15 protein-coding genes are annotated in these 17,989 nt (G+C 47.1%); 12 read left to right on the forward strand and 3 right to left on the reverse strand.

Annotation, left to right across the window (positions count from 1 at the left end; translation table 11 throughout):
• The first annotated feature begins 7 nt into the window (after nt 1-7).
• From G411_RS0110195 to galE, 12 genes are all read left to right on the forward strand, one after another.
• Complete coding sequence (locus tag G411_RS0110195; protein ID WP_022959101.1) at nt 8-1,108, forward strand: glycosyltransferase; 1,101 nt, start codon at nt 8-10, stop codon at nt 1,106-1,108.
• On the forward strand, nt 1,109-2,143 hold the full coding sequence (locus G411_RS0110200; protein ID WP_022959102.1) for a glycosyltransferase family 4 protein: 1,035 nt from the start codon (nt 1,109-1,111) through the stop codon (nt 2,141-2,143).
• 2 nt (nt 2,144-2,145) lie between these two features.
• Nucleotides 2,146-2,967 (forward strand): sulfotransferase family protein, encoded by an 822-nt coding sequence (locus G411_RS0110205; protein WP_022959103.1) that lies wholly within the window; start codon nt 2,146-2,148, stop codon nt 2,965-2,967.
• A 65-nt stretch (nt 2,968-3,032) separates the two neighbouring features.
• On the forward strand, nt 3,033-3,731 hold the full coding sequence (locus G411_RS20055) for a WecB/TagA/CpsF family glycosyltransferase (protein WP_084495410.1): 699 nt from the start codon (nt 3,033-3,035) through the stop codon (nt 3,729-3,731).
• Nucleotides 3,731-4,300, forward strand: a complete 570-nt coding sequence (locus G411_RS0110215; RefSeq protein WP_157581211.1) for a sulfotransferase family protein — start codon at nt 3,731-3,733, stop codon at nt 4,298-4,300. The genes G411_RS20055 and G411_RS0110215 overlap by 1 nt, the downstream gene beginning before the upstream one ends.
• A 72-nt stretch (nt 4,301-4,372) precedes the next feature.
• Nucleotides 4,373-5,188, forward strand: a complete 816-nt coding sequence (locus G411_RS0110220) for a hypothetical protein (RefSeq protein WP_022959106.1) — start codon at nt 4,373-4,375, stop codon at nt 5,186-5,188.
• A gap of 6 nt (nt 5,189-5,194) precedes the next feature.
• Complete coding sequence (locus tag G411_RS0110225; protein ID WP_022959107.1) at nt 5,195-6,271, forward strand: hypothetical protein; 1,077 nt, start codon at nt 5,195-5,197, stop codon at nt 6,269-6,271.
• A 49-nt stretch (nt 6,272-6,320) separates the two neighbouring features.
• Nucleotides 6,321-7,490 carry a hypothetical protein gene (locus G411_RS0110230; protein ID WP_022959108.1) on the forward strand — a complete coding sequence of 390 codons (1,170 nt, stop codon included), beginning with the start codon at nt 6,321-6,323 and terminating at the stop codon, nt 7,488-7,490.
• Nucleotides 7,450-9,483 carry an acyltransferase family protein gene (locus tag G411_RS20060; RefSeq protein ID WP_022959109.1) on the forward strand — a complete coding sequence of 678 codons (2,034 nt, stop codon included), beginning with the start codon at nt 7,450-7,452 and terminating at the stop codon, nt 9,481-9,483. Before G411_RS0110230 ends, G411_RS20060 begins: the two co-directional genes overlap by 41 nt.
• 31 nt (nt 9,484-9,514) lie before the next feature.
• A complete protein-coding gene (locus tag G411_RS0110240) occupies nt 9,515-10,861 on the forward strand; it encodes a UDP-glucose dehydrogenase family protein (protein ID WP_022959110.1) in 1,347 nt (448 codons plus the stop codon).
• A gap of 342 nt (nt 10,862-11,203) precedes the next feature.
• Entirely contained in the window at nt 11,204-12,625 is a 1,422-nt protein-coding gene (locus tag G411_RS0110245) for a mannose-1-phosphate guanylyltransferase/mannose-6-phosphate isomerase (protein WP_022959111.1), read from the forward strand.
• A gap of 317 nt (nt 12,626-12,942) precedes the next feature.
• Nucleotides 12,943-13,977 (forward strand): UDP-glucose 4-epimerase GalE, encoded by a 1,035-nt coding sequence (galE, locus tag G411_RS0110250; RefSeq protein ID WP_022959112.1) that lies wholly within the window; start codon nt 12,943-12,945, stop codon nt 13,975-13,977.
• A gap of 354 nt (nt 13,978-14,331) precedes the next feature.
• Here galE and G411_RS0110255 read toward each other — a convergent pair whose 3' ends face one another.
• The 3 genes from G411_RS0110255 to G411_RS0110265 all read right to left on the reverse strand — a co-directional run bounded on the left by G411_RS0110255 (nt 14,332) and on the right by G411_RS0110265 (nt 17,876).
• Entirely contained in the window at nt 14,332-15,399 is a 1,068-nt protein-coding gene (locus G411_RS0110255) for an NAD(P)H-dependent amine dehydrogenase family protein (RefSeq protein WP_022959113.1), read from the reverse strand.
• A 411-nt stretch (nt 15,400-15,810) separates the two neighbouring features.
• Nucleotides 15,811-16,149, reverse strand: a complete 339-nt coding sequence (locus G411_RS0110260; RefSeq protein ID WP_022959114.1) for a HopJ type III effector protein — start codon at nt 16,147-16,149, stop codon at nt 15,811-15,813.
• 80 nt (nt 16,150-16,229) lie between these two features.
• Nucleotides 16,230-17,876 carry a TIGR03545 family protein gene (locus G411_RS0110265; protein WP_022959115.1) on the reverse strand — a complete coding sequence of 549 codons (1,647 nt, stop codon included), beginning with the start codon at nt 17,874-17,876 and terminating at the stop codon, nt 16,230-16,232.
• Nucleotides 17,877-17,989: the final 113 nt, after the last annotated feature.

The raw sequence follows: 17,989 nt of genomic DNA on the forward strand, positions 1-17,989 counted from the left end.
TGTCAGGATGGTGAAGAAAGTAATATTTGTGTTGCCATCCCTAGGGAAAGGAGGCGCACAAAGGGCGACGATTAGTTTGGCTAATTACCTGGCGGAAAAAGATGGCTATGAAATTCTAGTGGCGGCACTTAAAAATGATGACCTTGAATTTAGCATTCAGGAAAATATCAAACTGCTGAAATTGTCGTGCCCGTCATTCAAGTCTTCAATAAAAAAGCTTTCAAAGGTTTTTCGTGATGAGAAGCCAGATATTGTTTATTCCGCGCTTTGGCATGTAAATCTCTTAGTTATCATATCAAAATACCTAAACATATTGGCCGGATGTAGAGGCTTTAGGCATATAGCTTCTATTCATAATAACCCAACAAGGATAATACAAACTGAAAACAAATATCTGGCTGTGGCTTATTACTACTTTTTTTCCCGCCTCAGCAATAAGGTGGTCGCGGTATCTCGTGGCATAGAACGACATCTTCTGGAAAAATGTAAAATATCTTCGTCAAAAATATTGATGGCGTATAATCCCGCAATAACAAATGATCATAAGACCAAGCTAGAAGAGACCTTGAGTATCCCCTTTGCCAATGAGAACAAGGGTAGGTACTTGTTGTGGGTTGGTAGACTGGATTATCAAAAAGATCCTATAAAATTTTTAGAAGTTTCCCTCTTGTCAGGTATGCCATCGATCATTGTTGGCGATGGACCTATGAGAGCCGACGTGGAAAGTTTCATAGCGGAAAATAAACTTTCTGAAACGGTACTTTTCCTTCCGTTCCAAGAAAATGTAATGCCTCTGATGAAAAGTGCTTATCTTCTAGTAATGACGTCCAGGTTCGAGGGGTTCGGACTTGTTCTCGCTGAGGCGTTATATGCTGGGACGCCCGTTGTATCCTTAGATTGTGAATATGGTCCAAGTGAAATCATTGAAGATGGAAAAAATGGAATACTACTTAGAGATCAATCTCCCGCCCAAGAGATAAACAGGAGTATTGTTGAGCTGTCGGGAAACACTGAGCTTTATAATGAAATGAAGAAAAATTCGCGCTCCAGTGTAGAGTGCTTTGTTGACAACTATGTTTTTGAAAAATATAAAGAGTTATTTTGTTAAATGGCTAATGTCCTGATTGTTATACCGGACCATGAATATGGTGGCGAAGAGAATCGTTCGCATAGAATATATAGGGGTATTAAAGAAAAGGGGCATTCAGTTACCTTTGTTTCAAGTGACACCCAGTATGAATTTGATGGCGGCGATTTTTCTCGGTTGCCAGGGCTGGACAATTGGTTACTTCTGCCAATTAATATAATAAAACTTATTTTCCTTGTTAGAAAGAGGCGGTTTGATGTCGTCCTTCTTTTTAAAAGGAAAAGTGGTTTTATAGGCTGGGTGCTTGAAAAATTCTGCGGCCAGACAAAATTTGTTTTCAATGTAGCCAATGCATGGCAAGGGAAGAAATTCCTGTGGGATTATCTCCCTGCTCACATATGCACCTTGTCCATGCGATTGGTGCCTGAGAGAGTAATCAAGAAAAAGCTAGTCACGGAAATAAAAATCGGTGTTCCGCTGCTCGCAATAGAGGATGAGGTCGGCGAGCCCCTAGCTTGCTCCGAGCAAATTAGATTAATCTCCGCAGGCAAACTTAATTACCAGAAAAACCACTTTAAAATGATAGATGTGGCTAAAGAACTAATTGATCGCGGACACAAGGTACTAGTGGATATCGCGGGAGATGGCCCTAACAGAGATCAATTATCGAATATGGCCGAAAAGCTAGGGGTTTCATTACAGCTGAGAGGCCAAGTGTCGAACATGCACGAATTCTATTGCCTCGGAGGTGTATACCTTCAAGTATCGAATTTTGAAGGTATGCCTAATGCCCTACTAGAAGCTGGACAGTACAGGATACCTATAGTTGCAAATGCTGTAGGAGCAACTGAGGATATCGTTCGCGATGATACCGGGTGGATCGTGAAATCAGGTGATGTGCGTGATTACGCAAATGCTGTTGAGTCTGTTATTAACGCATCGAATGATACGAAAAATAAAACCTCCAGAATGAAGGCGTTAGTAGCTGCTGAACATGATGTGGCTGCAATGTGCTCAGGATACTCTCAATATATAAGCAATATCTCTGGAGATTAAAAGTGTCATTCGTAAAAACAGTACATATATGCGTAGGCGCACAGAGGTCCGCTACAACATGGATATATCGGACGCTTGCTGAACTTCCAGAGGAAAGAATTCCTAAAGAAAAAGAAATAGATTTCTTCCGACGGCTGGGGAAATATGAGCTAGGAATTGAGTGGTATAAAACGGTATTTGACGATGCGACGATATGTTTGGATATAACTCCAGAGTACGCGGTAGATGATGAATCTCTGGAGCTCATATACGAAAATTTGGGCGACAAAGCAAAAATACTATTTGTCATAAGGGAGCCTGTCGGTCGATTGGTTAGTGCTTATCATAAACACATCAGGAATGGAGATCTTCAGTGTGACTTCGATTTCTTTGTTAAATACAACATAGATAATTGCGTCACGCGCTCTCTGTATTTTCCCACTATAAAAAGAATCGAGAAATACTATAAACCCACTGTGTTGGTCTATGAGGATTTAAAAAATAGTCCAGCGTTATGGTTGAGGGGCGTGAATGATTTTTTTGGCGTAAAAATAAGCGAAAAAAAATCAAAAAGTAAATTTAACCCATCTACGGGAATAGGTGGTTTTAGAGGGATTCTGAATAGAATATACAGACTATTTCCGGAATGGGTGGGCCTTAGAAAGATTAAAGAATCGATAGAGAAGACAGAGTTTGGAAACAGGTTGTTATACGGCGAATCAAAAAGAGAAGAAGATTTAGATAGTATAGTTCGGAGTAATCCTGAGATTATGCGGATGTTTGAAAAAGATCGCTTAGAACTGTCTGAATACCTCGGAAGAGACCTTTCAAAAGACTGGGTTTGATGTGGAGGTGGTTGCGAGAGTTAAGGTCTCGTGAAAATTAAAAATGTTATCTTTAAAGTGATGAAATGTCAGTTATAACTGAAAGAGCAAAAAAGACTTCCGTAGTGGAATCTGGCGATATAATGAGATTATGTGCGGGAAGGAGAAATGGGTTTATCAACCCATATTCATATTACGTAAGCAAAGCGCTTTCTCCGGAAGTTGTGCCCGATAACGTATTCCCAGACGGAATTGCATTGGTGATTTTGCTTAGATTCCTCGGGATCAAGGCTAACCGCTGGTCATTCGATATGACCTCAATGGCGCCGGTAGTCTTTGAGTACGCGAGGGCAAATGAGCAGCGTGTTGGTTTTATAGGTGGTAGTGAAGTTGAGCTTAATCAGTTTTCCAGTAAGGTGGTCCAAGAATACCCGGGCACTATAGTATCAATGGCTGAATGTGGATTTGGGAAGACAGTCGATGACTATTTGGAAGCATTAAAGGCATCTAAGCCAGATATTGTCATTATAGGGATGGGGGCTCCACTTCAAGACGAGGTGATGGCTGAACTATACAAATATTACCCTGCAACCTATTTTACCTGCGGCGGATTTATTACGCAGTCATCAAAGGGCTTGAATTACTATCCGCTTTGGGTTGATAAACTTAATATAAGGTTTTTGTATAGGGCGTTCAAAGAGTCGCATTATAGAAAGCGGCTGTTACTCTATCCTTATGCATGCATGTTATTTTTTAAAGATTCACTGTTGGGTGGTAGATCTTAATGAAAGCATTCCGAGATTTTCATTGCATAAATGTTGTTTCAGGTCTTCCAAGATCTGGTACATCGCTAATGATGAATATATTGTCTGCTCTAGATCAGGATGTGTTTTATGACGACGAGAGGAAGTCGGATGCCTCTAATCCCGGCGGCTACTTCGAAAGCCAGTTAGTTAAGGGTATCCCTCATGGCGAAATATCTTTTTTGAATGAAGTGGAGTCATGGGTAAAGATAACGGCAAACTATATACCTTATATTTGCGACAATTTTAGTATAAAGATGATTTATATGGATCGGAGCCTAGAGGAAGTGGCTCGGTCTCAGTCAAAAATGATAGATGAAGGTATTTCCGATTTGGAAAGGCAAGTCGAACTATTGGCTGAAGCTCGAGAAAGAGCGTTCTATTTCATGAGGTCAAGATTAAATATAGACTATCACGTGGTTAACTATGGCGAGTTAGTAAGCTCCCCAGATGACTGCGTTGGAGCCTTGAGTCGGTTTTTGGGTGGGGCGGGGGATTGTTCTCGGGCCGTGGCGGTTGTTGACGAGAAACTATATCGGAATAAGGGGTAAAGAATGTTTTCCAGGCTGATTTTTAAGTTACTTCGTCTATACGGAAAGATTATATCTCCACCTAGCTATGCTATGGAAGAAAAATGGCATAATCTTTTTATTCTTGATTCCTGTCGGGCGGACATATTCAAAGAGATATATCCCGAGTTTCCATTGTTGAGGGAAAGTGTTTATCAGGATAAGGAAAGTAGTTCATCCTCTAGCCCTGAGTTTGTGGAGAAGAATTTCTGTGGAAAGTATTTTGGAGATTGCATTCTAATAAGCGCCAACCCTTATCCTGCCACAATGTCGCCGGACGCATTTTATTATCGATTTGACGCCTGGTCTCACTTATTTGACAAGCACGTAAATAATGTTAGGCCAGAGGATATTCATGAAGTATTCATGGCATATAGGAATAGATTTCCTGAGAAGAGAATTATCGTCTGGTTCATGCAGCCGCATATCCCGTTCATTACAGCCCCTCACTTATTTGAGGATTATAATTTTGAGTCTAGAACTAAAGAGATAGCAAATGAGGGTACTGCTTCTTCTTCCTATAGAAATATATGGGAAAAAGTTTTGGATGGGGAGGTTGAGTCGAATGAGGTTTGGGAGGGTTACAAAGGTGACCTCAGATTGGTGCTTGATATCATCGCTAAAAATCATTCTCCGGGCCTGGGGCAGACAGTAATCACTGCGGACCACGGGGAAATTTGTAAACGCTTTTTGGGCGTCAAGCTGTTTGGGCATCCATCAAGGATAAGAGATAGAGAGCTTATCACTGTCCCTTGGTTGGTTCTGAAAGGTGACCTTCCTGATACAGTGAGTGAAAAGAACTGTGACCATTCAGCTGCCGATATGTCAGAGTTAAATGAAACGCTGAAGAAGTTCGGGTATTGGGATTAAAGTAAAATGATGAGGCTTTTGAGGGCTTCAAAGGCGTCAGTACTTGCTCAAGTGCTGGCGTTTTTTTGTTTGCTTCTTCTTGAAGGGGTTGTGGATGACGCCGTCCTGAAAAACCTATTTATTCTTCTGGGGCTTCAGCGTTTTTCGAATCTCGCGTGTGGCTTGCGACTTGAGCTCGTTTCAAAGATAAACGTTTGGCTTATGTTGTCGGCGACAGCGATCATGTCTTTTGGCTTTGTGCAGTTTCTCTACTTGGTAGAAAAGTATAGTACATGGAGTTTGCTTGAGAAGAGTTCATCTTCATATTTTGAAATAGTCGTTTTCTTTTTTGCCAGTACAGTGTGGAACTTTGTTAACTTTAGGGCGGCATGCCTTGAGTGGAGGGAGGCTTTACTGATTCGGGTTTTTAGGCCGACTTTGTTTCTGTGCTTAATACTAGCAATTTACTTTGAAGCCATTCCTAAAAACTACCTAATATGGTGTGTTTCGATAAGCTTTATTCTTCCAGCGTTTGGCTTTCTCTCAAAGGTATTGAGGTCCGATAAAATTGGACTAATATCATGGGAGAGAAAGTATTTTGTTTTGAACTTTTTGTTCTCAATTTTTTATCTTTTTCTGGATATTTATGTTGTGGTTTCTATCGTGGATAGCAAAAACTACGTAGAAGCTTTCGTTTTTTATAGAGTGCTGACGGTTATTACTACTTCGCTTGCATCAAATCATCGAGCCATACATATTTTTACTGAAGGACACGGCATTTCAGGCACGCTGGTCTCTAGATGTGTAGGTTTGCTGATGGCTCTTGCGGCTATTATTGTTTTAAATATAGATATTTCTGACTCTGAGTTTTTAATATTCTTGCTAATTTTGTTGTTTTTAACGACATCTAGGCTTTATTTTTCGATTGTTTCGTCGGAAATGATGAAGCTTCAGAATTATACATTTGTTATTTCGGCTATTATCTTGGCTCTTGCGGTCAACATTGCTTTGCTTCTCGGTTATGTCGGCTGGCAGTCAGTGCTGGCTGTTCCTACAGTTTTGGCTCTAATCGCTATACTCTTGAGTCGATCAGAGAGAGCTTGAGTAGGGTAGAAAATTTTGGTTACTGTTTGAGTTTTTTGGAACTGGTGCTATGGCGGCATTAAGATTAAGAAGTCCCGAGTTTTTTATTTTTTTCTCCATATGGATGATATTTCAGTTCAATGGGCTTATAGATGGCGCGCTCATCGGTCGGAGCGGTGTTCCATCATGGCTTATTATGCTTGTCTTTCTAGTGGCTATTCTTTTTTTTGACGGCAGAAGGACTTTGGCTTTTGATAAGTATAGCTTTCTTTTTTTTGTTTTATTTGTTTCGTGTCTGCCGTCTTTTCTAGAATTTTATAATTTTTACTCCCTTTCTGTGTTTTCTATAGTAATTTGTATATTTATTTCATCCTCGATGAGGAAGGGATGGGTTTTGTCTTCTGGGGAGAAGCAAGTTGTTTTTAATGTTTCCATTATCGTTGCGTTGTTGTCTATCTTGATGTTCTTGTATTTTGTTTTCATTGATAGACCGGTATTTGGTCAAGACTTAATTCGCCCGGGTTACGGATATGCGATAGATAGGGGTGTTCTTCTCCGTCTTGTTGGGTTTGCGGATGATCCAAATTTTTATGTTCTAGCTATGATTTTTCCACTGTTGCTGATGTTTTCTGAAAAGAAAATTAAGTACAGAAAAGTGGGTGGCATTATAATACTGGCCTCTCTTTTGCTGACTTTTTCAAGAAGTGGCCTTATTGCAGTGGTGGTGGGGATTTTGGCATTCTACATAAAAAAAATTAGCTTTAGGATGTTAGCTTGGGCTGCTGTATCTGTCGTTTTATCTCTACTTATTTCGGCGCTATATGGTTTTGTGGTTTCTGAGTTAAAAACAAATGAAGATGTTGTCGTTGAGCGTTCATTCTCCTCGGGCTTCGATAGTAGAAATAATCTTTTAAGTTTGGCGTTGATGAAGGAGGATTTTTCTGCCTTTGGGAATGGCATAGGGAGAGCTAAAGATATAATAGGAATACATTCGCACAATAGCTATTTCGATTATATTTTTGACTCTGGGTATGTGCCTTTTTCTATTTTGGCGATAATACTCTTGTTTTTTTTTACTGATCTTTATCGGCGGCCAAGTATTTTTTCGGCTTATGCAGCGTCGATAGTGGTTGGCGCTGCAGCGTTATCGATACCGTTTCAGCCAATGTTGATATTGATGATTATGTGTAGCCATCGTTATGGCACAGCTAGTTCGCAAGGGGGCGGGAATGGAGTATAGAAGGGAAGTGGATGGGCTACGTGCAGTTGCGGTCTTGCCCGTCATTCTTTTTCACGCGGGGTCATCTTTCTTCAAAGGTGGGTTTGTTGGTGTCGATGTTTTCTTTGTTATAAGTGGATACCTCATATCTACAATAATATTTTCTGAGGTTGAGCGAGGTCGATTTAGTATTATAAACTTCTATGAACGGCGCGCGAGGAGGATACTGCCCGCTCTTTTTTTGGTTATTTTTGCGTCTATTCCATTTGCTTGGCTTTGGATGCTCCCTTCATATTTTAATGACTTCTCTAAAAGTCTAATATTTGTTCCTTTGTTTTCGTCTAATATACTTTTCTGGACTGAGTCGGGGTATTTTGGAGGCATAAATGAGCTTAAGCCTCTTCTGCACACTTGGAGTTTGGCTGTAGAGGAGCAGTATTACGTTTTTTTCCCTATATTTGCCATGATTTTTTGGCGGAATAAGAAAAATGTTTTTTTTGTGCTTCTTATTGCTGCTACTGTTGCCAGTTTTTTGGCTGCAGAATGGGCTTCGTCGCATAAGCCAAGCGCAGCTTTTTTCCTGCTTCCTGCCCGGGTTTGGGAGCTGTTTGTTGGAGTATTTTCTGCGCTTGCTTTGAAGAATGGATTAGATAGTAAAGTTTCTTCTAGATGCGGAAATTATTTATCGTGGCTTGGCTTGATGTTTGTGGTCGCGTCAATATTTTTATATGACCAATATACCCCGTTTCCTGGTGTGTATGCACTCCTGCCAACGGTTGGTACCGGTTTGATAATCGTTTTTTCAAGTAAGGATAATTCGTTAGGGCGATTCCTAGGTGGCCGAATTTTTGTATGGGTCGGGTTGGTTAGCTACAGTGCATACCTTTGGCATCAGCCAATTTTTGCGTTTGCACGGCATAGGAGTGTTGGTGAGCCGTCGGAATCTCTCATGTATTTTTTATCTGTGCTATCTATCGCCTTGGCATATCTCAGTTGGAAATATGTAGAAGCCCCTTTTAGAGATAAAAGTAGATTTTCTAGGGGAAAAATTTTCCTACTGAGTGGGTGTGGCTCCTTATTGATTTGCGCTGCGGGCGTTTTTGGGTACCTTAACAAAGGTTTCGATGGGCGGTTTTCTTCAGATCAAATATCTGCTCTTTCTGTCAAGGATGAGTCTTCTTGGAAGGACTTCGATGTTTGTGCTGTGTCAGGTGTCGGTGTGACTGAAATATTGGCGAAGGATTGTTTAGAAAGTTACAACGGCCCCTTCGTGTATCTGATAGGTGATTCTCATGCTGCTTCAATCTCAAAAGCTCTTCGGGAGGCTCTCAGCGAGAAGGGTGTCAGGCTGGTTTCATGGACGGAGAACGGCTGTTTTCCGATTCCCGGTACATCTAGGCTTCCTGTTATAGAAAATGGGTTGCACGAACGATACAGGGCTGAGGTTTTTAATTTTATTGCTAATCATCCGGCTCCAGTTATTATATCGGCCCGTTGGCGGTTATATTTGGAGGGGCATCGATTTGATAATCAGGAAGGTGGTGTAGAGTCAGGGAAGAACTCTAAACACTATGTTGTTTCAGACCTAAGTAGTGATATTTATTCTTATGTCGAGAGTGAGTTGATCGGTCTTTCTCGTACAGTTCCCCTGGTTATAGTCAGTCAGATACCAGAGGCTGGCTGGAGCGTTCCTGAAAGTATTTCTAAAAGAAAAATATACGGGGAGCCTCCATCGTTGTCGACGAGCAGACTAGTTTTTGAAGAAGCTAATAATCGGGTAAATTTGCTGATGAATAGGTTGTCTAGTGTCGCGACTGTGGTTTATCCCGATGAGTTGCTGTGTAATAGGGTGTCTAATAGATGTATGAATAACGACGAAGACTTGGTTCCCCTGTATCGTGACGATAATCATCCTTCATATCTTTTGTCGAAATGGATTTCAAATTTTATAGTAGAGAAAAACACGGGGTTAATTAGCCTTAAGAAAGCCGGAGACGAAGGGGTTTCTATGTAGGCGCAATCGTCTATGTTGGATGGGTGTTTCTATGAAAGTAACAGTTTTTGGGATTGGTTATGTTGGTTTAGTGCAGGCCGCTGTGCTGGCCGGTGTTGGTCACAATGTCGTATGTGTTGATGTCAACGCCGAACGGGTTAAGAATCTTAAAAAGGGGTTGATCCCAATATATGAGCCCGGCTTGGAACCATTGGTTAAAGCCAATGTCGAGGCTGGCCGTTTACATTTCACCACCGATGCAGAGCAAGGTGTGAAGCATGGTGTCGTTCAGTTTATCGCTGTGGGGACACCGCCAGATGAAGATGGTTCGGCTGATTTGCAGTATGTGTTGGCGGTCGCCAAAACTATTGCCACATACATGGAATCTCATCGGATTATTGTCGACAAATCTACGGTGCCCGTCGGTACGGCGGATAAGGTCAAGGCGGCCGTTGAAGCGGTGCTGAGTGAACGGGGCGTCGATGTGCCGTTTGATGTGGTATCCAATCCTGAGTTTTTGAAGGAGGGTGCAGCGGTTGCCGATTGTCAGCGCCCTGATCGGATTGTTATCGGTACGGATAACCCGAAGGTTGAAGAAAAGATGCGCGAGCTGTATGCGCCTTTCAACCGGAATCATGAAAAGTTGATAGTGATGGATGTGCGCTCGGCTGAGCTGACTAAGTACGCAGCTAACTGTATGTTGGCGACCAAGATCAGTTTTATGAATGAGATCGCTAATCTGGCTGAGCGCCTGGGTGCCGATGTTGAGAAAGTGCGTCAGGGTATTGGTTCTGATCCACGTATTGGTTACCACTTTATTTATCCTGGCTGTGGCTATGGCGGATCATGTTTCCCGAAGGATGTTCAGGCGTTGGTGCGGACGGCTGAAAAGGTTGGCTATGTGCCGGAGTTATTGCGTTCTGTCGAGTCAGTAAACCGTAGGCAAAAGAATAAGCTGTTTGATGGACTCTCTGCGTATTTCGATGGTGATCTTGGCGGTAAGAAAATCGCACTCTGGGGCTTATCGTTTAAACCCAATACTGACGATATGCGAGATGCCCCGAGTCGGGTGTTGATGGAAGCCTTATGGGCGGCAGGGGCTAGTGTTCAAGCCTACGATCCCGAGGCGATGAATGAGACCCAGCGTATTTATGGCAGTCGCCCTGATCTGACGTTGATGGGGACTAAAGAAGCCGCATTAAGTGGTGCGGATGCCTTGGTTGTGTGTACAGAATGGAACGTGTTTAAGGCGCCGGATTTTGAAGAGATTAAGGCCGCACTGTCGCATCCGGTAATTGTAGATGGTCGGAATCAGTATGACCCGGAATTGGTTGAGGGTTATGGTTTGGCGTATTACGGCATCGGTCGTGGGCGGAGTGTTCGGATTGTTGAGGGTTAGGTTGAAGCTGCCTTTGGTTTAGAGCGGAAGGTGGCTTTGAGTACGGTGGTGCTGGATGCCGGATCGGGTCCGGCATGACGGTGATCTGGGTGTGATGGAACATTGCGTATCGTTTGTTCCTTCATGCGGTCATACCTGACTTGAGCCGGGGTCCAGGGTCTCGGCCCCCGGGGTTGTAAGCTTGGCAGAGAGCTTAGATTGGACTCGTTAGTGCCCGCAGGGCAATAGTGAGAAGTAGGGCTTGAGTTTTTGCGCCATGTCGCGGCGGCTTATCTACTAGCGTAGTAGTATTTAATAGCGAGTTTGTTGTTTTATCCAAATTCAGGATGAGAGGGTTTTTTCATGTACGCAGTCGTGATGGCCGGCGGTAGTGGAAGCCGTTTGTGGCCAGCTAGTCGAGGGCGTTTTCCAAAACAGTTTCTGGCCATTACTGGTGAAAAAACGATGCTGCAGGAAACGCTGGCGCGGCTGCATGGTGTTGCGACCGATGGCAGCACGGTTATCTGCAACGAGGAGCATCGCTTTATTGTTGCTCAGCAGGCGCATGAGGCCGGAGAGAAGTTGTCGTCGATAATTCTTGAACCAGTGGGAAGAAACACTGCCCCGGCTATCGCCCTGGCGGCATTTGATCTTCTTGAACAAAGCGAGTCATCTTCGCCGTTGATGCTGGTGATGGCTGCGGATCACCTCATTCAGGATGTTAAGGCGTTTCAGGAGGCGGTGGCGAAGGCCTCTGTTGAAGCGGAAGCCGGGAATCTTGTGACATTTGGTATTGTGCCGGAGAGCGCACATACCGGGTATGGCTATATTCGCCGTGGCGCATCACAAGGGGTGGCTTATAAAGTTGAAGAGTTTGTAGAAAAGCCGGACGCGGATACAGCACAGTCCTATTTGGATAATGGCGGCTACTACTGGAATAGCGGTATGTTCATGTTTGCGGCAGATGCCTATCTGGCCGAGCTGGAAGCCCATCGGCCTGATATTTACGCGGCGTGTAAGCAGGCCTATGCCGAGCGAAGTCGGGATGTGGATTTTCTGCGTGTGGGCACGGAGGCATTTTCCGAGTGCCCGGACGACTCCGTTGACTACGCGGTAATGGAAAAAACCAGTAAAGCTGTTGTGGTGCCGTTATCTGCTGGCTGGAGTGATGTTGGGGCTTGGTCGTCACTGTGGGAAGTGGCCGATGGCAATGATGATGGCAATGTCGTGTCTGGCGATGTGCTGACCCATAATACCCGCAACAGTTATATCCGCGCTGAACATCGTCTGGTGGCAACTGTGGGGCTGAGCGATGTGGTCGTTGTTGAAAGCAACGATGCGGTTCTCGTTGCAGACAAGCATCAGGTTCAGGATGTGAAGAAGATCGTTGAGCAGTTGAAGCTCGAAGGACGGAACGAGGTGCTGCATCACCGCCATGTTCATCGGCCCTGGGGCGTTTACGATTCCATTGATAATGGCGAGCGCTATCAAGTTAAGCGTATTACCGTGAATCCTGGCGCGAAGTTATCGGTGCAAATGCATCATCACCGCGCTGAGCATTGGATTGTCGTGTCAGGTACGGCAAAAGTGACCAATGGCGATAAGGAAATTATGCTCACGGAAAACCAGTCGACATACATTCCTGTTGGTGTGGTGCATGCCTTGGAAAACCCCGGGGTGATTCCGCTGGAGCTGATTGAGGTTCAGTCGGGCTCGTACCTGGGTGAGGACGACATTGTGCGCTTTGAAGACCGTTACGGCAGGGCGCCTGCTGAAGCAAAGTGAGTATTTGCTGCTGACGCAAGGCCCAGGAATACCTGGGCTTTTTTATGTAGGTTCTTTGAAGAGAATTGGTCACCCTCGCGTCGAGTTTAGCTGGGTATGGTGAGTGATTAGACCTGCGGTGGTGTTGGATGCTGGATTGGGTCCGGCATGACGGGGTTGAGGATTTTTGAGGCGTTCCGTCTTACGGCTTGCTGTGGCTAATTCAGTCACCCCCTAGCCAGGAACTGAACTACAGGGCCACGGAATTTTGATTCGGCGTTACGAGTCATATCGAGTCAGACAACAAAATTGGATGCACATATAGCTGTGTGCGAGTAATGAACGAGGAAGACATGGCAACGATTCTGGTTACTGGCGGTGCAGGCTATATCGGCAGCCACACGGTGGTTGAACTGCAGCAGCAGGGGCACGCGGTTGTTGTTCTGGACAACTTGGTAAACAGCAATATAAAAGTGCTTGAGCGGATAGAGCAGATCACGGGTATTGCCCCGGAGTTTGTTCACGCGGATATCCGTGATGCCGAAGCGCTTGATCGGGTATTTGGGAGTTACGCGATTGATGCAGTGATTCATTTCGCCGGTTTGAAAGCGGTGGGAGAGAGCGTCGAGCAACCACTGAAGTATTACGAGAATAACGTGAATGGCACGTTGGTGCTGTGCGAAGCCATGGCCAGAGCGGAGGTATTTCGTTTGGTCTTCAGCTCTTCGGCAACCGTGTATGGCCCTGATGCGCCGGTGCCCTACGAGGAAACGATGCCTCTCGGGCAGCCCTCAAGCCCCTATGGCGCCTCCAAGGCGATGGTTGAGCGGGTGTTGGCGGATATCTGCGTGGCAGATGACCGCTGGGCCATTGCCGCGCTGCGCTATTTTAATCCGATCGGTGCCCATGAGTCGGGCTTGATTGGCGAGGATCCGCTGGGTATTCCCAACAATCTGATGCCCTTTATCAGTCGTGTTGCGGTGGGCAAGCTGGAGCAGTTGGCGATTTTTGGTGACGATTATGAAACGCCTGATGGCACCTGCATTCGCGATTATTTGCATGTGGTGGATTTGGCCGATGGCCACTGTCGTGCCCTGCAGGTACTGGATCAGCCGGGCTTACACGCGATTAATCTTGGCACAGGTAATGGCGTTTCTGTTCTGGAGATGGTGACGGCGTTTGTCGAAGTCACTGGCCAGAATGTGCCGTATCAGTATGCGCCGCGTAGAAGCGGTGATCTTCCCGCGTTTTGGGCAAATGCCGATAAGGCGGCGACGCTTCTTGGTTGGCGTGCGGCAAGCAGCCTGGAAAAAATGATGGAAGATACCTGGCGTTGGCAAAGCCAGAATCCAGATGGTTATCGCGATCAGTAATTAAGGCCTTCAGCGTAATTTCTACTGGGTCGAATAGAAAAAGAAAAGAACGGCAGGAAGGCGGCCGCCTTCCTTTGTGGCGACGTCGCACAATCCTTTGCTGACTCTCGTCCTTGAGACAGCCTTCCATGCCAACGGCTCATCCTGAGCCTATGAGAAATATAGTCCCTATTTCCCACCCTGCAAAGGAATGTAGACAATTTTTTCTATTTAATTATCTGCTGACCGGGTTGCCATTCCGTCTCACTGGCAGGCTTAAGGTCTGAGCGGTTTGCGCTCTGTGTGTATGCCACGGCATTCAGTGGTGCTGGCTCCCGGGCCAAGCCCGGGATGGCGTTGTGGCTCGAGAGAGGACTACTCGGTGGGTCGGTATAGCCCTTTACCATTAATCTTTGGCAGGTCGTAGGCGGCAACCATTCCCGGTGCGTGTGCGACGACGCCGGGGATGGCGTTGACGATCGCGGTAGCGGTTTGAATCACGCCGCCCACCGCGTGATCGCCATTGCTGTCTTCCATATCCATACTGACCGTCATCTTGGGTTCGCCTTCGATGATGACGCGGTAGCCCTTTCCTGTTGGCCAGTGCGGAGCAATATCGTCTGTAATACGCGTGATGTGTTCAAGGACGATAGCGTCGCGGCCGTCGACGACGGCCCTGACTTCGAAACGCATGGCGCCGGTCGTGCCTTTTTTGAAGACGCCCATCGCATTTTCGGTATCGGCCTCCAACGGCAGGCGCTCGTGGACTTCGTAAACGCGTTCAACCTCCAGGCCTAGCGCGGCTGCAACCGACCGCACAGAGCCGCCCCAACCCATAGAGAGCATGCCGGGTGCAAACAGTACGCAATCGTGATCGACGGGATAGCCGAAGCCCATGACTTCGCGGATGGTATTTTCCTGTTCATAGGTGGCGTAGTTGATGATTTCCTGCATGCGAATGTGGGACCAGTGTTCGCTGAGCCCGGTAAATACCAGCGGCATGGTGTCGTTCGCGAAACCGGGATCGATACCATTGTTGAAGCAAGTGGCGTTTCCTTGGGTGCAGGCGGCCTTTATGGGCTCCGCGATGAAGGCCACATCCGGATTGTCGGGATACTGCAGCATAAACAGCGAGGAGGCGACGACGTTAATCCCGCGGCGCAGGCAGCGTGCTTGATCTTCCGCCGCTTCCATCATGCGGGTTTCGGAGTGAGCGGTGTAGACCACGCAATCGGGCTGTAGATCGAGCACCGCGTCGATGTCGTGACTGGCGCTGATACCGCATGCCTGGTCTAGGCCCGCGAGTTGAGCGGCGTCTTGCCCGGACTTGGCTTCACTGCTGACGATATGGCCAACCAGCTCCAGCTCAGGGTGATTGAGTACCGCGCGAATGGCGTATTTACCGACATTGCCGGTTCCCCAGGTAACGACTTTATATGACATGACTTTTCCCAGCGGTTGTTTTGGTTTTATTACGTTCGAACCGATGGAAAAGAGCTTAACAGTGCGAATACTAATTCTCTAAGTGGCTTTAGTATGACATAGAAGACCGTGGCGACGTTTCTGGTGTCGTTGGATGGTCTGTCGGTGTTGTGGCCTGGCTGGGCGCGGAGGAGGATTCCGAACTGGGTGGTTCTGGATCCCGGGTCAAGCCCGGGATGACGGTGTAGGGAACGGGGTGGCGGCCATCTTATATTGCTGTTTTGGCCTAGGTTTGGCATGTGGACGATTGGGACTACGGGCCCCACTCGCTCAGTGTCACTCCGCCCCCGAGCCGGGGACAGGGCTTCTGAGTTTGGGCCCGGTTCGTTGGCAACGGCTGCCATTTCGCAAGCCGCCCCCATTGCTATCTTATTATCGGGCGGTTAACGCCTTGCCTTCGAAGTCGATACCTTCCCAGCCGTGTTGAATAAAGTTGCGGATATTAGCGTGATCACTGCCTTCGGGGTTTTGCAGAACGTCTTTACGGTAGTAGTCGCCGAACGCATTCAGGGTCTGCTGCGGGCTCAGGCCTTTCAGTTTGCCAAAGGCGAAAATCTTGCACGAGCCATTATTCGTTCCGGCATCGTTGTGCGTGTCGCCATTGCGAAAGGCGGTGGGCTGAAAGTCGTAGTGAGTATCAATATGGCTGATGACATCGGCAAAGTCAGCGGTGCCGTCGGCCAGTTGTTGCAGCAGGGCCTGCTCGCTCATGGGCATGATCTCTTCGGTGGTAAAAGGGTGGGGATTATAGAGAAAAGCGGCGGGCCTCACAGGCCCGCCGTTACCGCGGTTTACATCAGTTCTTTCATAATCGCCCGCAGCGCCGCTTCGCGATCGCCCAGCAGACTCTGGTAGTCGGCAAGCAGCTCGCGTTTTTCCTGCAGACGATTGAGGTCGTCGCCATATTTTGACTGAATTTTAGTTTTGACGTCGGCCTCAACCTCTTTTAGCTGGCCCTTCAGCTCCTCACCGAGGACATCGCCAATAATACTGTCGAGGTTCGACTTCAATTTGACGATGGGGTCACTGACACTCCCGCCGACGTTCAGGTTCATTACCAGCTTGCTGACGCTCTCCAGAGCTTTGGCGAGCCGCTGGGCGGTATCATTCTCGCTGCTGGCATTCGCGACCAGCAATTTGGCCTGATTGACCAAGCCTTTGACGGAGCCACTGAGGTCACTGCCGTCAACGGCAAAGTTGGCGTTGATATCCGCCAGCCCTTTTTCAAGTTGCAGAGGCAATTGCGGGCTCTGTGACAGCGAGATTCCGGACAGTGCCAACTGCTTTAGTGCCATATTGAATGCACTTTTGAGCGCGTCACCGCGTTGGTCGAAGATGCCGTCTATCTGCAATTGCGAGGCATTATTGACGCCACCTTTCAGCAGCATGGTGATGGGCTTGTTCCAATAATCCTGTTTGTCGGTGACGTCGCGGATTTCTCCGGAGTACGCCAGCTTTTCTTCACCGACCATTTGATAGCCGTCAATCAGGATTTCGCGGATAAGAATGTTCACCGGCAATTCACTGCTGGCTTCCGGTTGCGTGGGTTCGGGCTCTTTGCTTGCCAGGTCGCCTACGGTTTCACGGTAGAGCGTCAGGCCGCGCTGAACCATCGCGGTGGCTTCATCGCCAACCAGAAAACGCAGCATGCCTTCGGTACCCTGGTCGATACCGTACTTACTCATAATGCGCTGGCTCTGGGCCGAGGGCAGTTTGGCGGCGCGCTGGGTAAGTGATTTAGCCATGTCGATATCGGCGCCGAGCTCTTTGTTAAGCCCTTTGAATTGCTTCAGCTCGTCTTTGATATCGTCGCGGAGCTGTTTGGCACCGGCCAGGCGTTCAAGGGTGTTTTTCTTCTTCAGCGCTTCCCAGCGTTGTTTGAATTCATTGAAGGTTTCTTCCTTGGGCAGGGTTTTCGACTTTTCCTGCCATTTGCTTTCCAGCGACTTAAAGCCGTTTTCGATGTCATTGACCTCGGCCTGAATAATCGCCTGCTCTTCGCTCATAATGGCGTTGGCATCGGGCAGGGTGATACTCGGCATGCCACTGCCTTCCTGCTCCGGTTTGGGTGGAGGCATACTGCCGTCCAGCGTGCCCGGTGTGCTGCGCTCGGTGTAGAGCTGGAGTCCCGAGAGCAGCACTTGATCTGCAATTACCTGCTGTTTGAGCAGGGCCTTCGTATCCACATCGGCAGAAATGCGCTCGCTTTCCAACAGGTTGCGCATCGGTTCCTGCGGATTGGCAACCGTCAGGCCATTCAGTGCGACATGGGTGGGATAAAGTTTGATGTCGACGCTATCCACCGTTACTCGAGCGCCGACGGCCTTGCTGCCCTCGCTTTCTATGGCCCATTTGGCGATGGGTTCCATGGCAAATAGCACCGTGGCAATCACGAGCACGACCAGCAGTAGCAGGACGCGCGGTATCCATTTCAGCATGCGCTCGATTCTCCTTGTTGAGGTGATGGGTGGCCAGAGCCGGGGCTCCCGTACGCCAATGTTGGCGATATAAGCCGGCGCTGGCAACACGACATGCTCTGTTTGACTCACAA

Origin of the sequence: Spongiibacter tropicus DSM 19543 (genome assembly GCF_000420325.1) — a bacterium.
Lineage (GTDB): Bacteria > Pseudomonadota > Gammaproteobacteria > Pseudomonadales > Spongiibacteraceae > Spongiibacter > Spongiibacter tropicus.

Excerpts from the sequence above, each read along its gene's own strand:
- G411_RS0110195 (WP_022959101.1), top strand. The coding sequence starts at position 8 with ATGGTGAAGAAAGTAATATTTGTGTTGCCATCCCTAGGGAAAGGAGGC.
- G411_RS0110200 (WP_022959102.1), top strand. The coding sequence starts at position 1,109 with ATGGCTAATGTCCTGATTGTTATACCGGACCATGAATATGGTGGCGAA.
- G411_RS20055 (WP_084495410.1), top strand. The coding sequence starts at position 3,033 with ATGTCAGTTATAACTGAAAGAGCAAAAAAGACTTCCGTAGTGGAATCT.
- G411_RS0110215 (WP_157581211.1), top strand. The coding sequence starts at position 3,731 with ATGAAAGCATTCCGAGATTTTCATTGCATAAATGTTGTTTCAGGTCTT.
- G411_RS0110220 (WP_022959106.1), top strand. The coding sequence starts at position 4,373 with ATGGAAGAAAAATGGCATAATCTTTTTATTCTTGATTCCTGTCGGGCG.
- G411_RS0110225 (WP_022959107.1), top strand. The coding sequence starts at position 5,195 with ATGATGAGGCTTTTGAGGGCTTCAAAGGCGTCAGTACTTGCTCAAGTG.
- G411_RS0110230 (WP_022959108.1), top strand. The coding sequence starts at position 6,321 with ATGGCGGCATTAAGATTAAGAAGTCCCGAGTTTTTTATTTTTTTCTCC.
- G411_RS20060 (WP_022959109.1), top strand. The coding sequence starts at position 7,450 with ATGGCACAGCTAGTTCGCAAGGGGGCGGGAATGGAGTATAGAAGGGAA.
- G411_RS0110240 (WP_022959110.1), top strand. The coding sequence starts at position 9,515 with ATGAAAGTAACAGTTTTTGGGATTGGTTATGTTGGTTTAGTGCAGGCC.
- G411_RS0110245 (WP_022959111.1), top strand. The coding sequence starts at position 11,204 with ATGTACGCAGTCGTGATGGCCGGCGGTAGTGGAAGCCGTTTGTGGCCA.
- galE (WP_022959112.1), top strand. The coding sequence starts at position 12,943 with ATGAACGAGGAAGACATGGCAACGATTCTGGTTACTGGCGGTGCAGGC.
- G411_RS0110255 (WP_022959113.1), bottom strand. The coding sequence starts at position 15,399 with ATGTCATATAAAGTCGTTACCTGGGGAACCGGCAATGTCGGTAAATAC.
- G411_RS0110260 (WP_022959114.1), bottom strand. The coding sequence starts at position 16,149 with ATGAGCGAGCAGGCCCTGCTGCAACAACTGGCCGACGGCACCGCTGAC.
- G411_RS0110265 (WP_022959115.1), bottom strand. The coding sequence starts at position 17,876 with ATGCTGAAATGGATACCGCGCGTCCTGCTACTGCTGGTCGTGCTCGTG.